The organism is Sphingomonas sp. FARSPH (assembly GCF_003355005.1).
GTDB lineage: Bacteria > Pseudomonadota > Alphaproteobacteria > Sphingomonadales > Sphingomonadaceae > Sphingomonas.
Window position 1 is genome coordinate 1,281,151 of the sequence record NZ_CP029985.1, and the last position, 17,035, is coordinate 1,298,185.

Here is a 17,035-nt window from a genome sequence, read left to right on the forward strand (position 1 = left end):
GGTGCCTATTTGGCGATGCCCATTGCATGCAGCTTGGCGACGAGCTCGTCGACGTCGGCGACCTTGATCCCCGCGCTGCGTTTCGCCGGCTCGACGACCTTGAGCGTCTTCAGTCGCGGCGTCACGTCGACGCCGTAATCGGCCGCCGTCTTCTGCGCGAGCGGCTTCGACTTGGCCTTCATGATGTTGGGGAGCGACGCATAGCGCGGCTCGTTGAGGCGCAAGTCGGTGGTGACGATCGCGGGGAGCGTGAACGTGTCCGTCTCCAGCCCGCCGTCGACCTCGCGCGTCACGGTGACGCCGTCGGCCGAAAGCTCGACCTTGGACGCGAAGGTGCCCTGGCCCCAGCCTAGCAGACCGGCGAGCATCTGGCCGGTCTGGTTGTTGTCGTCGTCGATCGCCTGCTTGCCGAGGATGACGAGTTGCGGCTGCTCTTCCTCGACGATCTTGGCGAGGATCTTGGCGACGCCGAGCGGCTCGACCTTTTCGTCGGAGGTCACCAGAATGCCGCGGTCGGCGCCCATGGCGAGCGCGGTGCGGATCGTTTCCTGCGCCTTGGGCTCGCCGATCGACACGACGACGATCTCGGTGACGCCCTTATCCTTCAGGCGGATGGCTTCCTCGACGGCGATCTCGTCGAACGGGTTCATGCTCATCTTGACGTTGGCGAGGTCGACCCCCGTCCCGTCCGCCTTCACCCGGGGCTTCACGTTATAGTCAAGCACGCGCTTGACCGGGACCAGCACCTTCATCAGCGTCCTTCCAGTCTTGCCGCCGGAGCCGTTCGAAGGCTCCGTATCGACGGCCGATATGGCGGTTTTCCGCCGTTTTCGCAAGTTCAGTATGGAAAAGCCTGCCGCTACGGCATCCTTGCCGCCCCAAACGCATTGGGCCCGGACATGGTGTCCGAGCCCGCGCGATTTCACCTGTCAGAGGGCGGAGACGATCACGCCGCCTTCTGGACCTCCGCGACGATCTTCTTCGCCGCATCGCCCAGGTCATTGGCCGGCACGATGGCGAGGCCGGAATTGGCGAGGATCTCCTTGCCCTTCTCGACGTTCGTGCCCTCGAGCCGGACGACGAGCGGGACCTGCAGGTTCACCTCCTTCGCCGCCGCGACGATGCCGTCGGCGATGATGTCGCAGCGCATGATGCCGCCGAAGATGTTGACCAGGATGCCCTTCACGTTGGGATCCTTGAGGATGATCTTGAACGCGGCCGTCACCTTTTCCTTGTTGGCGCCGCCACCGACGTCGAGGAAGTTGGCCGGGAACATGCCGTTGAGCTTGATGATGTCCATCGTCGCCATGGCGAGGCCGGCGCCGTTGACCATGCAGCCGATGTCGCCGTCGAGCTTGATGTAGGCGAGGTCGTACTTCGACGCCTCGATCTCGGCCGGGTCTTCCTCGGTCTCGTCGCGCAGTTCGGCGAGGTCCTTGTGACGGAACATCGCGTTCGAATCGAAACCGACCTTGGCGTCGAGCACCATCAGCTTGTTGTCGTCCGTGACGGCGAGCGGGTTGATCTCGATCTGCGCTGCGTCGGTGCCGAGGAACGCGGCATAGACTTTCGACGCGAGGCTCTGCGCCTGCTTGGCCAGATCGCCGGTCAGGCCGAGCGCCTTGGCGACGGCGCGGCCGTGGTGCGGCTGGAAACCCGTCGCCGGATCGACCGCGAAGGTGTGGATCTTCTCCGGCGTCGAATGCGCGACCTCTTCGATGTCCATGCCGCCCTCGGTCGAGACGACGAAGGCGACGCGGCCGGTGGCGCGGTCGACGAGGAGCGCGAGGTAGAATTCCTTGGCGATGTCCACGCCGTCGGTGACGTACAGGCGATTGACCTGCTTGCCGGCCTCGCCCGTCTGGATCGTCACCAGCGTGTTGCCGAGCATCTCGGTCGCGGCGTGGCGGACCTCGTCCTCGGTCTTGGCGAGGCGGACGCCGCCCTTCGCCTCGGCGGGCAGTTCCTTGAACTTGCCCTTGCCGCGGCCGCCGGCGTGGATCTGCGCCTTCACGACGTAGAGCGGTCCGGGCAGCTTCTTGGACGCCTCGACCGCCTCCTCGACGCTCATCGCGGCGAAGCCGGCCGGAACGGGCACGCCGAACTTCGCCAGCAGTTCCTTGGCTTGATATTCGTGAATGTTCATGGCCTGCCTCGCCTCATGCTACTATATGGAGAGTTGGCGACGCCCTTCGCACAGGCGGCCAGATGAATCCACCCCGGATTTGCGGGCGCGCCCCGCCTTAATGCAAGTGCATCGCAATAGACGGAACATCTATGGCCTGGCCGTTCGGCATTCTCCTCTTCCTTGGCACGGTGACCGGCATGGAGGCGTTCGCCTATGCCGCCCACCGCTGGATCATGCATGGGCCGGGCTGGTTCCTGCATGAAAGCCATCATCGGCCGCGTCACGGCAACTGGGAACTGAACGATCTGTATGCCGCGATCTTCGCGGTGCCGTCGTTCGTGCTGCTGCTCGGCGGGGTGCAGCTGGGCTGGTGGCCGGGCTGCGCGTGGATCGGCTCGGGGATCGCGGCCTATGGCGCGATCTATTTCGGGTTCCACGACGTCATCGTCCACAGGCGGCTGCCGACGCGATACCTGCCCAGATCCGCGTACATGAAGCGGATCATCCAGGCGCACCGGCTGCATCACGTCGTCGAGACGAAGGAGGGCACGGTCAGCTTCGGCTTCCTCGTCGCGCCGAAGCCCGAGGCGCTGAAGGCGGAGCTGAAGCGGCGCCAGCGCGCCGGCGTGCGCGCGCCGGCGCGCGAGGCGTCGTTGGCAGAAAAGTAACCTTCGCAGGCCTATACCGGGCGCCATGGAACAGCCGAGCTTCAACGGGCCGATCGAATCGCTGGATGGCGGCGACCATCGCCAGTCGCTGCGCAAGGCCGTGCGGATGCGCGCGCACCTGCGCGACCGGGGACAGACCCGCTTCGAGATCGACGTCACCGACCTGTCGCTGTCGGGCTTTCGCGCGGAAACGAGCTTCACGTTGTGGCCGGGCACCGTCGTGTGGCTGACGCTGCCGGGCCTCGCCGGGCTGGAGGCGGTGGTCGCGTGGCGCGACAAGTCCCAGTACGGCTGCGCCTTCGCCAAGCCGCTGCACCCGGCGGTGTTCGAGCATATTATTGCGCTCAGCCAGCGCTAGGCGCGGCCACGCCCGCGCCGATGCGCGATAGCGCAAGCGCTGGCTCGGCCGGCGGGTCGGCCTCAGCCGAGCCCGTCCGACGTCATGACGACGGCTTCGCCGGCGTCGTCACGTCAGACGGATCGCGCTTTCGCGCGCCCGCTGGCCGGACTGACCGCTGCGCTTTGCGCATCGGCGCGGACGTGGCCGCGCCTGCGGTCAGTCGAACAGACTGCTCACGCTGGTTTCGTCCGCGATCCGCTTGATCGCCTCGCCGAGCAGCGGCGCGATCGGCAGGTGGCGGATCTTGCCCGCTTTTCCGATCGATTCGTGGTTGCCGATCGAATCGGTGATGACGAGTTCGCGCAACGCCGATCCCTCGACCCGCGCGACCGCGCCGCCCGACAGCACGCCGTGCGTCACATAGGCGACGACGTCCTCCGCCCCCGCCTCGCGCAGCGCCGCCGCCGCGTTGCAGAGCGTGCCGGCCGAATCGACGATATCGTCGATGAGGATGCAGAAACGCCCCTCGACGTCGCCGATGATGTTCATCACCTCCGATTCGCCCGCGCGCTCGCGGCGCTTGTCGACGATCGCGAGCGGCGCGTTGTCGAGCCGCTTGGCGAGCTGGCGCGCGCGCACCACGCCGCCGACGTCGGGCGAGACGACCATCAGGTTCTTGCCCGAAAAGCGCGCGTGGATGTCCGCGCTCATCACCGGCGCGGCGTAGAGATTGTCGGTCGGGATGTCGAAGAAGCCCTGGATCTGCCCGGCGTGCAGGTCGACCGACAGCACGCGATCGGCGCCTGCGACGGTGATCAGGTTGGCGACGAGCTTCGCCGAGATCGGCGTGCGCGGCCCAGGCTTCCGATCCTGGCGGGCATAGCCCATGTACGGGATGACCGCGGTGATACGCTTTGCCGACGCGCGCTTCAGCGCATCGATGATGATGAGCAATTCCATCAGATTGTCGTTCGCGGGAAAGCCGGTCGACTGGATGACGAACACGTCCTCGCCGCGCACATTCTCCTGGATCTCGACGAAAATCTCTTCGTCGGCGAAACGGCGCACCAGCGCCTCGGTCAGCGGCAATTCCAGATAGCCCGCGATCGCCTTCGCCAGCGGAAGGTTCGAATTGCCGGTCATCAATTTCATGCGCTACGCTCCCGCCCGAGATGCGAGGCGCCTTAGTCGTCGAATCGCAATTGCGCAAAGGGAAGGGTATCGCGTGGCGGGACAGGCGACGTTCCGGATCGGCGAGGCCGACCGGCTGGTCGCGACGGTGCGCCGGCCTGCGCGCGACCGGCGTTGAGCGGCACGCTTGTCCATGCGCGCCGCGCTGATAAGGCGCTGGCGGTATGACCGTCACCCGCTTCGCCCCCTCGCCCACCGGCCTGCTGCATGTCGGCAACATCCGTGCCGCGCTTCACAACTGGATGCTGGCGCGGCAGGGGGGCGGGCGGTTCGTGCTGCGTATCGACGATACCGATGCGGAACGGTCGGAGGAGCGGTACGTCGACGCGATCCGCGCCGACCTTGCCTGGCTGGGGCTGACCCCCGACCTGGAAGTGCGCCAGTCGGAACGGTTCGCGCTGTATCAGGCGCGGTTCGACGCGCTGGTCGCGGCGGGGCGCATCTATCCGGCGTATGAAAGCGCGCAGGAGCTCGACCTGAAGCGAAAGGTGCTGCTGGGGCGCGGCCTGCCGCCCGTCTACGACCGCGCCGCGCTGTCGCTGACGCAGGCGGAGCGCGACCGGCTGGAGGCGGACGGCGTGCGCCCGCACTGGCGATTCCGGCTCGACCATGACGCGCCGCTGGCGTGGGACGACCTGATCCGCGGGCCACAAAGGTTCGACCCGAAGACGATGAGCGACCCCGTCGTGCGCCGCGCCGACGGATCTTGGCTGTACATGCTGCCCTCCGCGATCGACGACGCCGACCTCGGCATCACGCATGTGGTGCGGGGCGAGGACCACGTCTCGAACACCGCGCTGCAGCTGCAGATGTTCGCCGCGATGGGCGTCGCTCCGCCGCGCTTCGGCCATGCCGCGTTGCTGACCGGGGCGGAAGGCAAGTTGTCGAAGCGGCTCGGCTCGCTGGGCGTCGATCATTTCCGCGAACAGGGGATCGAGCCGCAGGCGGTGATCGCGCTGCTCGCGCGGATCGGCACGAGCGATCCCGTCGAGCCCGTGATCGACCCCGCGCCGCTGATCGAAAGCCTCGACTTCGCGCGCTTCGGCCGCGCGCCCGCGCGCTTCGACGAGGCGGAACTGGCGCAGGTCAATGCGCGCATCATCCATCAGCTGCCGCATGCGGCGGTGGCGGACCGGCTGCCCGCCGGAATGGGCGCAGCGGAATGGGATGCGGTGCGCCCCAATCTGTCGCGCGTCGCCGACGCCGCCGACTGGTGGCACGTGATCGAGGGGCCGGTCGATGCCCCAGCCTTCGACGCGGAAACGCGCGCTTTCCTGGCGCAGGCGGCCGAGGCGGCGGAGTCGATCGACTGGGGCGGCGACCCGTGGCACGCGCTGACCGATACGCTGAAGGCGCGGACGGGGCGCAAGGGCAAGGCGCTGTTCCTGCCGCTGCGCCAGGCGCTGACCGGCCGCGACCAAGGCCCGGACATGGCGGCGCTGTTGCCGCTGGTCGGGCGCGACCGGGCGGTGGAGCGGCTGCGCGGCGCCGCTACGTGACGCGATCGTCATGGAGCGCGCACCGCCGCGGCACGTTGGGCGCGATATCGACCCTTTGCTTTGCGGAGCCCGCCATGCGCCACCGTCTTGCCGCTGTCCTGCTGTCCGCCGGCCTCCTTGCCACAGCGCCCGCGAAGGCGGCCTGCCTGCCCGGTCCGCTGTGGGTCGACCTGCCGCCGCAGCGGATGGACAGCCGGCTGCAGGACGTCGCGCACAAGACGGGGTGCTTCGTACGCTTCGACAGCGCCCGCATCGGCAGCGTCATGGCGCCGCGCGTCCGCGGGCGGCTGACCAGCCCGGCGCTGTTCGTCCGCTCGGTGCGCGGCACCGGGCTGGAGGCGAACCGGACCGGCGGCGCGTGGCACGTCGACCGGATGCAACAGGATCGGTTCGGGCAGCGAATCGCCGCCCTGTCGCATGCGATCGACGCGCGGCGGCTGCCGCCGCATCGCGCGGCGATGCTCCACCGCGACCTGCGCCGGGTACGCGACGGCGTCGCCGGCGCAGTCCGGGCGCAAGGTTTCCTGAGCGCGGCGGAGCAGGCGGGCTATCAGCGCGCGCTGGATGGCGTAGCGGCGCGCCTGCGCGGCTAGGCTCTTTCAACACGACAGCGGACGAGATCGCGGTCGCCCGATGACGAACACGCATGTCTTGACGATGATACGTGATGATGTAACATTATATGTCCTGCAGGAGAATGACCCGCCATAAGATCGTCAGGAGAGGTTCCATGTACGCAGACCGCTACGCCAGACCGACCCGCTTCAGCCCGACCGGCCTCACCGCCGCCGTGGCGATCAACGCCGCGCTCGTCGCGGCCCTGATCTTCGCCGCCCCGCACGTCCTGCCGACGCCGCCGGCCGACGGCCCGCTCGACACCTACACCGTCCCCAGCGACCCGCCGCCGCCCCCGCCCACGCCGCAGCCCGAGCCGCACGAGAAGAGTGCGCGCGTGCCCGACGAGGTCATCGTCGCGCCGCGGCCGGACGTGCCCGTCATCCGCGACACGATCGTGCCGACGGTCGATCCGACCTTTGCTCCGCCGACGTACGGCGACCGGATCGGCGCCGACCCCGTCGTCCGCGTCGATCCGGGTCCGGTCGCGACGCCGCTCCCGCCGCTGGTCGCGCCCAGCATCGACCCACGCTACGCCGACGCGCTGCAGCCGCCCTATCCCGCCGCCGAGCGGCGCGCCAATCGCGAGGGCCGCGTCACCGTACACGCGCTGATCGGCGTCGATGGCCGGGTGAAGCAGATCGAGCGGGTCGACGCGACCAGCGACGCCTTCTGGAAGGCGACCGAGGCGCAAGCGCTGTCGCGCTGGCGCTTCCGTCCCGGCACCCGCGGCGACGTGCCGGTCGAGGCGTGGCGGACGATGACGCTGCGCTTCGTGCTGGAGGACGATTGATACCGCACGTCCGGCCGGCGCCGGGCGGATCGGATCGGATCGGATCGGATCGGGAGGGCTGGTCGCGGCGCGCCGGTCCTCCTATCTTTGCTGCCATGCAGTTCTTCAGCCGCTTTTCGCCGGTTCGCGCCTACAAGGATCTGCGCCTGTTTCTGGCAGGCCGGCAGCGGCACGAACTGGGCTTCCTCGCCGCCGCGGTCGCGATCACCGGCTTCTTCATCTACGCCTTTGCGCGCAACGATTACGACATTCCGCCCAAACCGCCGGAGATCATCTACGTCCAGCAATGGACCGCGGACCGGACCGACGCGCAGATCAAGGCGCAGCAGGCGATCGACAAGTTGAAGAAGGACAAGGAGATCGACGCCTATAACGCGCGCGTCGACAAGATGCGCGCGCAGTTCAAGGCGGTCGACGACACGATGAACAAGTGGGGGCTGTAGGCGCGGACGACCGGCGCTGGATGGCCGCCGCGCTGACGCTCGCCGCGCGGTCGCGCGGTCGCACGGCGCCCAACCCCAACGTCGGCTGCGTCATCGTCCTGAACGGCCGCGTCGTCGGCCGCGGCTGGACGCAGCCGGGCGGCCGCCCCCACGCGGAGGCGATGGCGCTGGCAGAGGCCGGCGACGCGGCGCGGGGCGCCACCGCCTATGTCACGCTCGAACCCTGCGCCCATGAAAGCGCGCGCGGTCCGGCTTGTGCGTCCCTGCTCGTCGCGGCCGGTGTCGCGCGCGTCGTCGCGGCGCTGCGCGATCCCGATCCGCGCACCGATGGCGACGGCTTCCGACGCCTGCGCGCCGCGGGAATCGCGGTGGCCGACGGGGTGGGCGGCGACGACGCGCGCCGCAGCATGGCGGGTTTCCTGACCCGGCGCCGGCTCGGTCGCCCGTTCGTGACGCTGAAACTCGCCACCTCGCTCGACGGCCGCATCGCGCTTCCCGACGGGGCGAGCCGCTGGATCACCGGCCCCGAATCGCGCGCGCATGCACACCTCGAGCGCAGCCGACATGAGGCGATCCTGGTCGGACGGAGGACATGGGATGCGGACCGGCCGGCGCTCGACGTGCGGCTGCCCGGGCTGGCGGCACGGAGCCCGCTGAGGGTGGTGCTTTCCTCCACTCGCTCTGATGTCATTCCGGCGGACGCCGGGACCCATGGATCCGGTATGGCCGGAGGCGAAAGCACGCCGCCATCCGTCGGTCCCAGCGTTCGCCGGGATGACGAGGGATTGGCAGATGATGGATTGGGCAGCGTGGTCGTCATCCCCTCCCCCCATGCCATCGCCAGCCTTCCCGGCGACCACATCCTCGTCGAGGGCGGTGCCGGGACGGCGGCCGCGTTTCTCGCCGCCGACCTCGTCGACCGCCTGCTGCTCTATCGCGCGCCCGTCATCGTCGGCGCGGGGCTGGCCGCGATCGGCGACATCGGCCTGACCGACCTCGCCGCCGCGCACGGGCGCTGGCGCTGCATCGACGCGCGCCCGCTTGGCAGCGATCGGCTCGAGGTCTACGAGCGCATCCTATGTTCACCGGCATAGTCAGCGACGTCGGCACGATCGACGCGGTCGAGCACCGCGGCGACACCCGCGTCCGCATCCTCACCGCCTACGATCCCGCCGGCATCGACCTCGGCGCGTCGATCGCCTGTTCGGGCGTCTGCCTGACCGTCGTCGACAAGGGCACCGATACGGGCGGCGCGCACTGGTTCGCGGTCGACGTCTCGGGCGAGACGATCGCGCGCACCGCCGACCAGTGGCGCGAGGGGCAAAGGCTCAACCTCGAACGCGCGATGAAGCTGGGCGACGAACTGGGCGGCCATATCGTCACCGGCCATGTCGACGGCGTCGCGACCGTCGTCGGAATCCGTCCCGACGGCGATTCGCACCGCATCGGCTTCGCCATCCCCGCGGACCTCGCGCCCTTCGTCGCGACCAAGGGGTCGATCACGGTCGACGGCGTCTCGCTCACCGTCAACGCGGTCGAGGACAAGGGCGACACAACCCATTTCACGGTCAACCTGATCCCGCATACGCAGGCGGTGACGACGCTGGGCGATCTTGCCGAGGGCCAGCGCGTCAACATCGAGATCGACGTCCTTGCCCGCTACCTCCAACGCATGGAACATTATCGTGGCCAGTCCCGCTAAGGTGGCATCGCTCCGCCACGCCTTCCTCTCCAGCCCCGAGGAGATCATCGACGAGGCGAAGAACGGCCGGATGTTCATCCTGGTCGACGACGAGGATCGCGAGAACGAGGGCGACCTCGTCATTCCGGCGCAGATGGCGACGCCGGAGAAGATCAACTTCATGGCGACGCACGGCCGCGGCCTGATCTGCCTCGCGCTGACCAAGCGGCGGGTCGAGGAACTCGGCCTGTCGCTGATGAGCCGCAACAACGGCACGCGCTACGAAACCGCCTTCACCACCTCGATCGAGGCGCGCGACGGCGTGACGACGGGCATCTCCGCCGCCGACCGCGCGCGCACGGTCGCGGTCGCGATCGACGCGTCGAAGGGTCGCGAGGAGATCGTGACGCCGGGCCACGTCTTCCCCCTCGTCGCGCGCGACGGCGGCGTGCTGGTGCGCACCGGCCATACCGAGGCGGCGGTCGACGTCTCGCGCCTCGCCGGGCTCAACCCGTCGGGCGTGATCTGCGAGATCATGAACGACGACGGCACGATGGCGCGGCTCGACGACCTCGTCGCCTTCGCACAGCGCCACAACCTGAAGATCGGCACGATCCGCGACCTCATCGCCTATCGCCGCCGCCACGACCATCTCGTCGAGAAGCGCGCGGAAGCCCGCTTCAGCAGCGAATGGGGCGGCGAGTGGACCGCGATGACCTTCTGGAACCGCGCCACCGGATCCGAGCAGATCGCGCTGGTGAAGGGCAAGGTCGATCCGGCGACGCCGACGCTGGTGCGCATGCACGCGCTCTCCCCGTTCGCCGACATCTTCGGCGAGGGCGGCGGGCGCGCCGAATTGCTGCGCCGGTCGATGGAGATCATCGGCGAGGAAGGCGCGGGCGTCGTCGTCGTCATCAACCGCCCCCGCCCCGACCAGTTCACCGTCGCGCTGCAGGCGAAGGCGGGCACGCTGCCGCCGGCGGAGATGGAGGAATTGCGCGACTATGGCGTCGGCGCGATGATCCTGACCGAGCTGGGCGTCGAGGAGATGGTGCTGCTTACCAACACGCATCACACGCTCGTCGGCCTCGACGGCTACGGCCTGTCGATCGTCGGCGAACGGCCGATCGACTGATCTTTCGAAAGACGAACGCTCATGGCCCATATCCTCATCGTCGAGGCGCGCTTCTACGACCATCTGAACGACATGCTGCTCGCCGGCGCGCGTGCCGCGATCGAGGCCGCCGGCCACAGCCACGCGACGGTGACCGTCCCCGGCGCGCTGGAGGTGCCCGGCGCGATCGCGATGGCCGCGGAAACCGGCCAATATGACGCCTTCGTCGCGCTCGGCGTCGTCATCCGCGGCGAAACCTATCATTTCGAGATCGTCTCGAACGAGAGCGCGCGCGGGATCATGGCGCTGACGATGGATGGCCTGGCCATCGGCAACGGCATCCTGACGACGGAGAACGAGGACCAGGCGATCCGCCGGGCCGACCCCGCGCAGCTCGACAAGGGCGGCGGCGCGGCCGAGGCGGCGCTTGCGATGCTCGCGCTCAAGCACCGGCTCGGCTGAGGCGATGCGCGCAGGCCCGGTTCTCTTCACGCCGCGGCTGATGCTCAGGCCGCTTAGCGGGGAAGATTTCGAGGGCTGGGCCGCGTTTCATGCCGACGCGGAGACGATGCGCTTCCTCGGCGGCGTGCAGTCGCGCGAAGTCGCCTGGCGCAGCCTTTGCGGCATGGCAGGCGCGTGGATGATCCGCGGCTTTTCGATGTTCGCGGTGATCGAGCGCGACAGCGGCGACTGGGTCGGCCGCGTCGGCCCGCATCAGCCCGAGGGCTGGCCGGGAACGGAAATCGGCTGGGGCATCCAGCGCGGATTCGCCGGCCGCGGCTATGCCTATGAAGCGGCCTGCGCGGCGATGGACTATGCGGTCGACGTGCTCGGCTGGACGCGCATCATCCACACGATCGATCCCGACAACCACGCCTCGATCGCGCTCGCACGGCGGCTGGGCGCGAGCAACGGCGGACCCGTGACGCTGCCGCCCCCGCTCGCCGATTTCCGCGTCGACGCCTGGGGCCAGAGCGCCGCCGACTGGCGCGCGCGGCGCCGCGCATGATGACGCCGCCGCCCTCGCGCTGGAAGGTGGTGGAGCGCGGGCGACGGCTCGAGGTGATCGACACGCATACCAGCGCGCGGGCCACGTCTCACGCGCGCGCCGCGCCTCCATCGACACCGCGCGCCACACCTCTGACGACGCCGGGGTCGCCCCATGCCTGGCTGCGCAAGGTCAGCTTCGACGGCACCGCCGATCTGACCACCCATCGGCTTTATGACGACCACGGGCCGCGCACGATCCGCCTCGATCCCGGCAGCGCGCGGATCGTCAACGGAGCTTTTGCGGGCCTGATCGCGCTCGCGGTGGCGTTGGTCGTCGCCGCGGTATTCTGGCCCGCTATCCTCCTCGTCCTGGCCGCGCTGGCGCAGAACAAGGTGCGAGCTGGTGTGCGTCGGCGGGTGACAGAGTGGCTGGATCGGGTGGCGCGGGAAGCGTCGTGAAAAATGATATCCTCCCCGCAAGCGGGGAGGATTAGATCGTCAGGCCGCCTCGGTTTCCAGCGCGGGATAGTCGGTGTAGCCTTCCGGGCCCTTCGTATACCAAGTCTTGGGATCGTCCTGGTTGAGCGGCGCGTCGCGGCGCAGGCGCTCGACGAGGTCGGGGTTGGCGATGAACTTGCGGCCGAAGGCGATCGCGTCGGCGACCCCCGAATCGAGATCGGCCTGCGCCGTGTCCTTCTCGTAATCCTGGTTGAGGATCAGCGGGCCGGTGAACACCTTGCGGATTTCGGGGCTCAGCTTGGGCACGTCGGTCTTGCCGAACGTGCCGTCCGGACCCTGCTCACGCAGTTCGAGGAAGGCGATGCCGAGGTCGTTCAGCGCCTTGGCCGCAGGTACGAACACGCTGGCCGGATCGCTGTCGTCCGCGCCTTGCGTCTCGCCGTTGGGCGACAGGCGAATGCCGGTACGCCCCGCGCCGATCGCATCGACGACGCGCGCCACCGCCTCGCGCATGAAGCGGATGCGGTTTTCCGGGCTGCCGCCGTAATCGTCGTCGCGATGGTTGGTGCCGTCGCGCAGGAACTGGTCGATCAGATAGCCATTGGCGCCGTGCAGCTGCACCCCGTCGAAGCCGGCGCGGATCGCCGCGCGCGCCGCATCGGCATACTCATCCTGCGCGCGGGCGATGTCGTCCAGCGTCGCCGCCTTCGCCTCGGCATAGGGGTTTTCCGGTTTGTGATAGGGCGCGCGCGTCGCCGACGACGACAGGGGCTGCTGCCCGGTGACGTCGGGCCGTGCGAGACGCCCCATGTGCCATATCTGCGCGACGATCTTGCCGCCGGCCTGATGCACCGCCTCGGTCACGGGCTTCCACGCTTCGACCTGTTCGTCCGTCCACAGCCCCGGCGCGTTGGGCCAGCCGAGGCCCAGCCGGCTCACCCCCGTGCCTTCGGTGACGATCAGGCCGGCGCCGGCGCGCTGGCGATAATAATCGATCATGATCTCGGTCGGCACGTGATCGTCGGTCGCGCGGCCACGCGTCAGCGGCGCCATCACCACGCGGTTGGCGGCGGCGATATCGCCGTAGCGGATAGGGTCGAACAGACTCGTCATCGAACACTCCGTTTTGTTGCCTGACGCGGGGCAGATAGGACGCTACAGGGAGGCATGCACCAGGATAGGTCGCAAAGAAAAACTGTTGGCCCCCTAACGCAGATCGGCGGAGCCGGGTCCGTCGCGGCGACACCGGCGCCGGCGACGCCGCCCGCGCACCCGCTCGCCTTCGCCGCGCTGGTGCTCGCGAACGTCGCGCTCGCCTTCGGGCCGTGGTTCGTGCGGCTGGCGGACGTCGGACCCGTCTCCGCCGCCTTCTGGCGGATCGCGCTGGCGGTCCCCTTCCTCGCCGCACTGGCCATCGCCAGCGGCGCGCGGCCGGCGCGCCTGCCGCGCGGGCTCGTCGTGCTGCTGATCGTATCGGGCGTCGCCTTCGCCGGCGATCTCGGCAGCTGGCATCTCGGCATCGTGCGCACCACGCTCGCCAACGCCACGCTGTTCGGCAATTGCGCGATTCTGATCTACCCGCTGTACGGGTTCCTCGTCGCGCGCGCCTGGCCGACGCGGGGGCAGGCGGTCGCGCTGGCGCTCGCCGCGGCGGGGGCGGCTTTGCTGCTCGGCCGCTCATACCAGCTCGATCCGCGCAATCTCGCGGGCGACCTGCTCTGCATCCTCGCCGGGCTGCTCTACACGCTCTACATCGCGATGATGGCGCGCATTCGCGTGCGCATGGCGCCGCTGCCGACGATTGCGCTGGCCAGCGCGACGAGCGTGCTGCCGCTGCTGCTCTACGCCTGGGCACTGGGCGAGACGATCCTGCCGCATCACTGGACGCCGCTGATCGCGCTGGCGCTGGTCAGCCAGGTGATCGGCCAGGGCCTGATGATCTTCGCGATCGGCCAGCTGTCGCCGCTGGTCGTCGGCATCGCCCTGCTCATCCAGCCGATCGTCGCGGGCACGATCGGCTGGATCGCCTATGGCGAGCGGCTGCACGGAGCCGACTGGGTCGGCGTCGCGTTGGTGGCGGCGGCATTGGTGCTGGTGCGCCGCGGCGAGGTTGCGCCCCGCCCGCAGGAAGCGCAGGAGGAACGGGCATGACCGAGGACATGACACTCGACGAAATCCGACTGGCGCTGGCGCCGGGCATCGCCGCCAACGCCGCATTCGACGGCTGGGGCGATGCGGCGCGCGACATGGCGGCGGATGCGGCCGGCGTCGACCGCGACATTGCGCGACTCGCCTTCCAGGACGGCGCGGTCGGCATGATCGACGCATGGTTCGCCCACGTCGATGCGGCGATGACCGCGGCGCTCCCGGCCGAGACGCTGAAAGCGATGCCGATCCGCACGCGGATCAACGAACTGGTCACCGCGCGCCTGACCGCGATGGCGCAGGATCGCGAGGCGCTGCGCCGCGCGCTCGCCATCCTCGCGATGCCGCAGAACGTCGGCCGCGCCGCGAAGCTAGGCTGGCGCAGCGTCGATGCGATGTGGCGGCTCGCGGGCGATACCGCGACTGATTACAACCATTACACCAAGCGCACGATCCTGCTCGGCGTCTATGCCGCGACGTTGACGGTGTTCCTCGATGACGACAGCGATGGCTTCGCCGACACGCGCGCCTTCCTCGGCCGGCGGATCGAGGGGATCATGCGATTCGAGAAGGCGAAGGCCGGGATGATCCGCCGCGCCGAACACCGGCCCAGCCTGTCGCGGTTCATCGGCCGGTTGCGGTATCCGGTGGTGTAATTCCCCCTACCCTCCCCGCTCGCGGGGAGGGGGACCAGCGAAGCTGGTGGAGGGCGGCCGCCACGCAGCGCAACGCCTGCCGCACGCCCCCTCCACCGCCTGCGGCGATCCCCCTCCCCGTGCCGGGGAGGATAAACGGTAATTGATAATCAATCGCACCGCGCTTATAGAGGTGTGGTGTTGTCCAAGCTGAACCTCGAGACGCTGCCGCGCCATCACGCCGCCACGGTCGATGCGATCGACTGGACCCGCCTGTCCCAGCCGGAGGCGCGCCGTCTGCGCGAGCTCGGCTTCGACGAGGGCGTGCCGGTGGAGGTGCTGCATCGCGCGCGCCTGGGCGGCGGGCCGATCGCGTGCCGCATCGGCCGGATGACGGTGGCGCTGCGCCGCGCGGTCGCCGCCGCGATCCAGGTCTCGGTCCCGCTTCCCGCCGAATAGGGATGAACCAAGCGCCGCTGGTCGCGCTGGTCGGCAATCCCAACGCCGGCAAGAGCGCGCTGTTCAACGCGCTGACGGGCGCCCGGCAGAAGGTCGGCAATTATCCCGGCGTGACGGTGGAGCGCCATTCCGGCCGACTAGCGCTCGACGACGGTCGCCCGGTCGAGCTGATCGACCTGCCCGGCGCGTACAGCCTCGATCCGTCCAGCCCCGACGAGCGCGTGACGCGCGACGTCGTCACCGGAAAGAGCGGGCTCGAGCGGCTGCCCGACGCCCTGGTCGTCGTCGTCGACGCCGCCAACCTCGACAACCATCTGCGCTTCACGCTGCAGCTGATCGCGCTCGGCCTGCCCGTCGTCGTCGCGCTCAACATGATCGACCTTGCCGAACGCGACGGGCTGACGCTCGACCCGGCGGTGCTGGAGCGCGAGCTGGGCGTGCCGGTGATCCCGACCGTCGCGGTGCGCCGCCGCGGGCTCGATGCGCTGCGCGCCGCACTCGGCCGCGCGATCGTGCCGACGACCGGCGTCGTGCCCCTGCGCTCCTCCGACGGCAGCGTGCAGGACGATATCGTCACGCTGCAACGCCGCGCGCGCAAGATCGCGAGCGCGGCGACCGTGGCGGAGACGAGCGGACGGCGCTGGATGCACCTGCTCGACGCGGTGGCGCTGCACCCCGTCGCCGGGCCGTTGCTGCTCGCGACGATCCTGTTCGTCATGTTCCAGGCGGTTTTCAGCTGGGCGAAGGTGCCCGCCGACGCGATCGACGCCGGCTTCGCGGGGCTGCAGGGTCTGGTGACGACGCATCTGCCCGACGGCTTCTTCCGCTCGCTGCTCGCCGACGGCCTGATCGCCGGCGTCGGCGCGGTGGTGGTGTTCCTGCCGCAGATCCTGATCCTGTTCCTGTTCATCCTGATGCTCGAATCGTCGGGCTATATGGTCCGCGCCGCCTTCCTGATGGACCGGCTGATGGCGACGGTCGGCCTGTCGGGGCGCGCGTTCATCCCGCTCCTGTCCAGCTTCGCCTGCGCGGTGCCCGGCATCATGGCGACGCGCACGATCGAGGACGAGAAGGACCGGCTGACCACGATCCTGATCGCGCCGCTGATGACGTGCAGCGCGCGCTGGCCGGTCTACACGCTGATCATCGGCGCGATGATCCCCGACGTGCAGGTGCTGCCCTTCGTCCGCCTGCAGGGACTGGTGATGTTCGGCCTGCTGCTGATCGGCATCGTCGGCGCCTATGTCGCCGCGCTTATATTGCGCCGCACGGTGACGAAGGGCGCCTCGTCCGGCTTCATGATGGAGATGCCGAAGTATCAGGTGCCGCGGATCGGCGACATCGCGCTCGGCCTGTGGCAGCGTGCGCTCGTCTTCCTGAAGCGCGCAGGGACCACGATCGCGGCGACGACGATGGTGCTGTGGTTGCTCCTCTCCTTCCCCAAGCCTCCGCAAGGCAGCGGGATCAGCCCGGTCGATTATTCGATCGCCGGGCGGATCGGCCACGGCATCGAACTGGTGGTGAAGCCGATCGGCTTCAACCGCGACATCGCGCTCGCCTTGCTGCCCGCGATGGCGGCGCGCGAGGTCGCGGTATCCGCGATCGGCACCGTCTATGCGATTGACGACACCGACGGGAAGGGGACCGACCGGATCACCGACCAGATCCGCGGTCGCTGGACGCTGCCGACCGCGCTCGCCTTCCTGATGTGGTTCGTCTTCGCGCCGCAGTGCATTTCCACCATCGCGGTGACGCGGCGCGAGACCAACGGCTGGAAGTGGCCGCTCTTCATGGTCGGCTACCTTTTTGCGGCGGCCTATGTCATGGCGGGGATCACATTCTGGCTGGCAACGTTGGCCGGCCTCTAAGAGGGTT

At 69.1% G+C, this 17,035-nt stretch carries 20 protein-coding genes; 16 read left to right on the top strand and 4 right to left on the bottom strand.

Features of this window, described 5'->3' with window-relative positions:
• Nucleotides 1–5: 5 nt before the first annotated feature.
• Nucleotides 6–752, bottom strand: a complete 747-nt coding sequence (locus DM480_RS06190) for an electron transfer flavoprotein subunit beta/FixA family protein (RefSeq protein WP_115378057.1) — start codon at nt 750–752, stop codon at nt 6–8.
• Between the two features lie 194 nt (nt 753–946).
• Nucleotides 947–2,146 (bottom strand): ADP-forming succinate--CoA ligase subunit beta, encoded by a 1,200-nt coding sequence (sucC, locus tag DM480_RS06195; protein ID WP_115378058.1) that lies wholly within the window; start codon nt 2,144–2,146, stop codon nt 947–949.
• Between the two features lie 131 nt (nt 2,147–2,277).
• On the opposite strand from sucC, the gene DM480_RS06200 reads away from it, so the two are divergent.
• Together DM480_RS06200 and DM480_RS06205 are read left to right on the top strand one after the other, a co-directional pair.
• On the top strand, nt 2,278–2,796 hold the full coding sequence (locus tag DM480_RS06200) for a sterol desaturase family protein (protein ID WP_115378059.1): 519 nt from the start codon (nt 2,278–2,280) through the stop codon (nt 2,794–2,796).
• Between the two features lie 25 nt (nt 2,797–2,821).
• Complete coding sequence (locus DM480_RS06205; protein WP_115378060.1) at nt 2,822–3,154, top strand: pilus assembly protein PilZ; 333 nt, start codon at nt 2,822–2,824, stop codon at nt 3,152–3,154.
• Nucleotides 3,155–3,352: 198 nt separating this feature from the next.
• On the opposite strand, the gene DM480_RS06210 is transcribed toward DM480_RS06205, so the two are convergent.
• Nucleotides 3,353–4,288, bottom strand: coding sequence for a ribose-phosphate pyrophosphokinase (locus DM480_RS06210; RefSeq protein ID WP_115378061.1), 936 nt, complete (start codon nt 4,286–4,288; stop codon nt 3,353–3,355).
• Between the two features lie 203 nt (nt 4,289–4,491).
• Between DM480_RS06210 and gltX the strand changes: the two genes are divergently transcribed.
• The 10 genes from gltX to DM480_RS06260 all read left to right on the top strand — a co-directional run bounded on the left by gltX (nt 4,492) and on the right by DM480_RS06260 (nt 11,921).
• Nucleotides 4,492–5,826 (top strand): glutamate--tRNA ligase, encoded by a 1,335-nt coding sequence (gene gltX / locus DM480_RS06215; RefSeq protein ID WP_115378062.1) that lies wholly within the window; start codon nt 4,492–4,494, stop codon nt 5,824–5,826.
• Between the two features lie 74 nt (nt 5,827–5,900).
• Complete coding sequence (locus DM480_RS06220) at nt 5,901–6,419, top strand: hypothetical protein (RefSeq protein ID WP_115378063.1); 519 nt, start codon at nt 5,901–5,903, stop codon at nt 6,417–6,419.
• 137 nt (nt 6,420–6,556) lie between these two features.
• Nucleotides 6,557–7,234, top strand: a complete 678-nt coding sequence (locus tag DM480_RS06225) for an energy transducer TonB (RefSeq protein ID WP_115378064.1) — start codon at nt 6,557–6,559, stop codon at nt 7,232–7,234.
• Nucleotides 7,235–7,329: 95 nt separating this feature from the next.
• Nucleotides 7,330–7,677 carry a hypothetical protein gene (locus DM480_RS06230; RefSeq protein WP_115378065.1) on the top strand — a complete coding sequence of 116 codons (348 nt, stop codon included), beginning with the start codon at nt 7,330–7,332 and terminating at the stop codon, nt 7,675–7,677.
• A 20-nt stretch (nt 7,678–7,697) separates the two neighbouring features.
• Nucleotides 7,698–8,771, top strand: coding sequence for a bifunctional diaminohydroxyphosphoribosylaminopyrimidine deaminase/5-amino-6-(5-phosphoribosylamino)uracil reductase RibD (ribD, locus tag DM480_RS06235; protein ID WP_115380912.1), 1,074 nt, complete (start codon nt 7,698–7,700; stop codon nt 8,769–8,771).
• Nucleotides 8,756–9,379: a riboflavin synthase gene (locus DM480_RS06240; protein ID WP_115378066.1), complete on the top strand. Its 624-nt coding sequence runs from the start codon at nt 8,756–8,758 to the stop codon at nt 9,377–9,379. Before ribD ends, DM480_RS06240 begins: the two co-directional genes overlap by 16 nt.
• Nucleotides 9,363–10,493, top strand: a complete 1,131-nt coding sequence (ribB, locus tag DM480_RS06245) for a 3,4-dihydroxy-2-butanone-4-phosphate synthase (protein ID WP_115378067.1) — start codon at nt 9,363–9,365, stop codon at nt 10,491–10,493. Before DM480_RS06240 ends, ribB begins: the two co-directional genes overlap by 17 nt.
• Nucleotides 10,494–10,514: 21 nt before the next feature.
• The gene (ribH, locus tag DM480_RS06250; protein ID WP_115378068.1) at nt 10,515–10,934 is read left to right on the top strand and encodes a 6,7-dimethyl-8-ribityllumazine synthase; all 420 of its coding nucleotides are present in this window, start codon (nt 10,515–10,517) and stop codon (nt 10,932–10,934) included.
• A 40-nt stretch (nt 10,935–10,974) separates the two neighbouring features.
• The gene (locus tag DM480_RS06255) at nt 10,975–11,481 is read left to right on the top strand and encodes a GNAT family N-acetyltransferase (RefSeq protein WP_232834141.1); all 507 of its coding nucleotides are present in this window, start codon (nt 10,975–10,977) and stop codon (nt 11,479–11,481) included.
• Nucleotides 11,478–11,921, top strand: a complete 444-nt coding sequence (locus tag DM480_RS06260) for a hypothetical protein (RefSeq protein WP_125471482.1) — start codon at nt 11,478–11,480, stop codon at nt 11,919–11,921. The genes DM480_RS06255 and DM480_RS06260 overlap by 4 nt, the downstream gene beginning before the upstream one ends.
• Nucleotides 11,922–11,960: 39 nt before the next feature.
• Here the strand turns inward: DM480_RS06260 and DM480_RS06265 are convergent, their stop codons facing one another.
• Entirely contained in the window at nt 11,961–13,034 is a 1,074-nt protein-coding gene (locus DM480_RS06265; RefSeq protein WP_115378071.1) for an alkene reductase, read from the bottom strand.
• Nucleotides 13,035–13,088: 54 nt separating this feature from the next.
• Between DM480_RS06265 and DM480_RS06270 the strand changes: the two genes are divergently transcribed.
• The 4 genes from DM480_RS06270 to feoB all read left to right on the top strand — a co-directional run bounded on the left by DM480_RS06270 (nt 13,089) and on the right by feoB (nt 17,028).
• Nucleotides 13,089–14,072 carry a DMT family transporter gene (locus DM480_RS06270; protein ID WP_115378072.1) on the top strand — a complete coding sequence of 328 codons (984 nt, stop codon included), beginning with the start codon at nt 13,089–13,091 and terminating at the stop codon, nt 14,070–14,072.
• Between the two features lie 95 nt (nt 14,073–14,167).
• A complete protein-coding gene (locus DM480_RS06275; RefSeq protein ID WP_443026402.1) occupies nt 14,168–14,722 on the top strand; it encodes a COQ9 family protein in 555 nt (184 codons plus the stop codon).
• 177 nt (nt 14,723–14,899) lie between these two features.
• Complete coding sequence (locus tag DM480_RS06280) at nt 14,900–15,160, top strand: FeoA family protein (RefSeq protein ID WP_232834142.1); 261 nt, start codon at nt 14,900–14,902, stop codon at nt 15,158–15,160.
• 2 nt (nt 15,161–15,162) lie between these two features.
• Nucleotides 15,163–17,028, top strand: coding sequence for a ferrous iron transporter B (feoB, locus tag DM480_RS06285; protein ID WP_115378075.1), 1,866 nt, complete (start codon nt 15,163–15,165; stop codon nt 17,026–17,028).
• Nucleotides 17,029–17,035 lie beyond the last annotated feature (7 nt).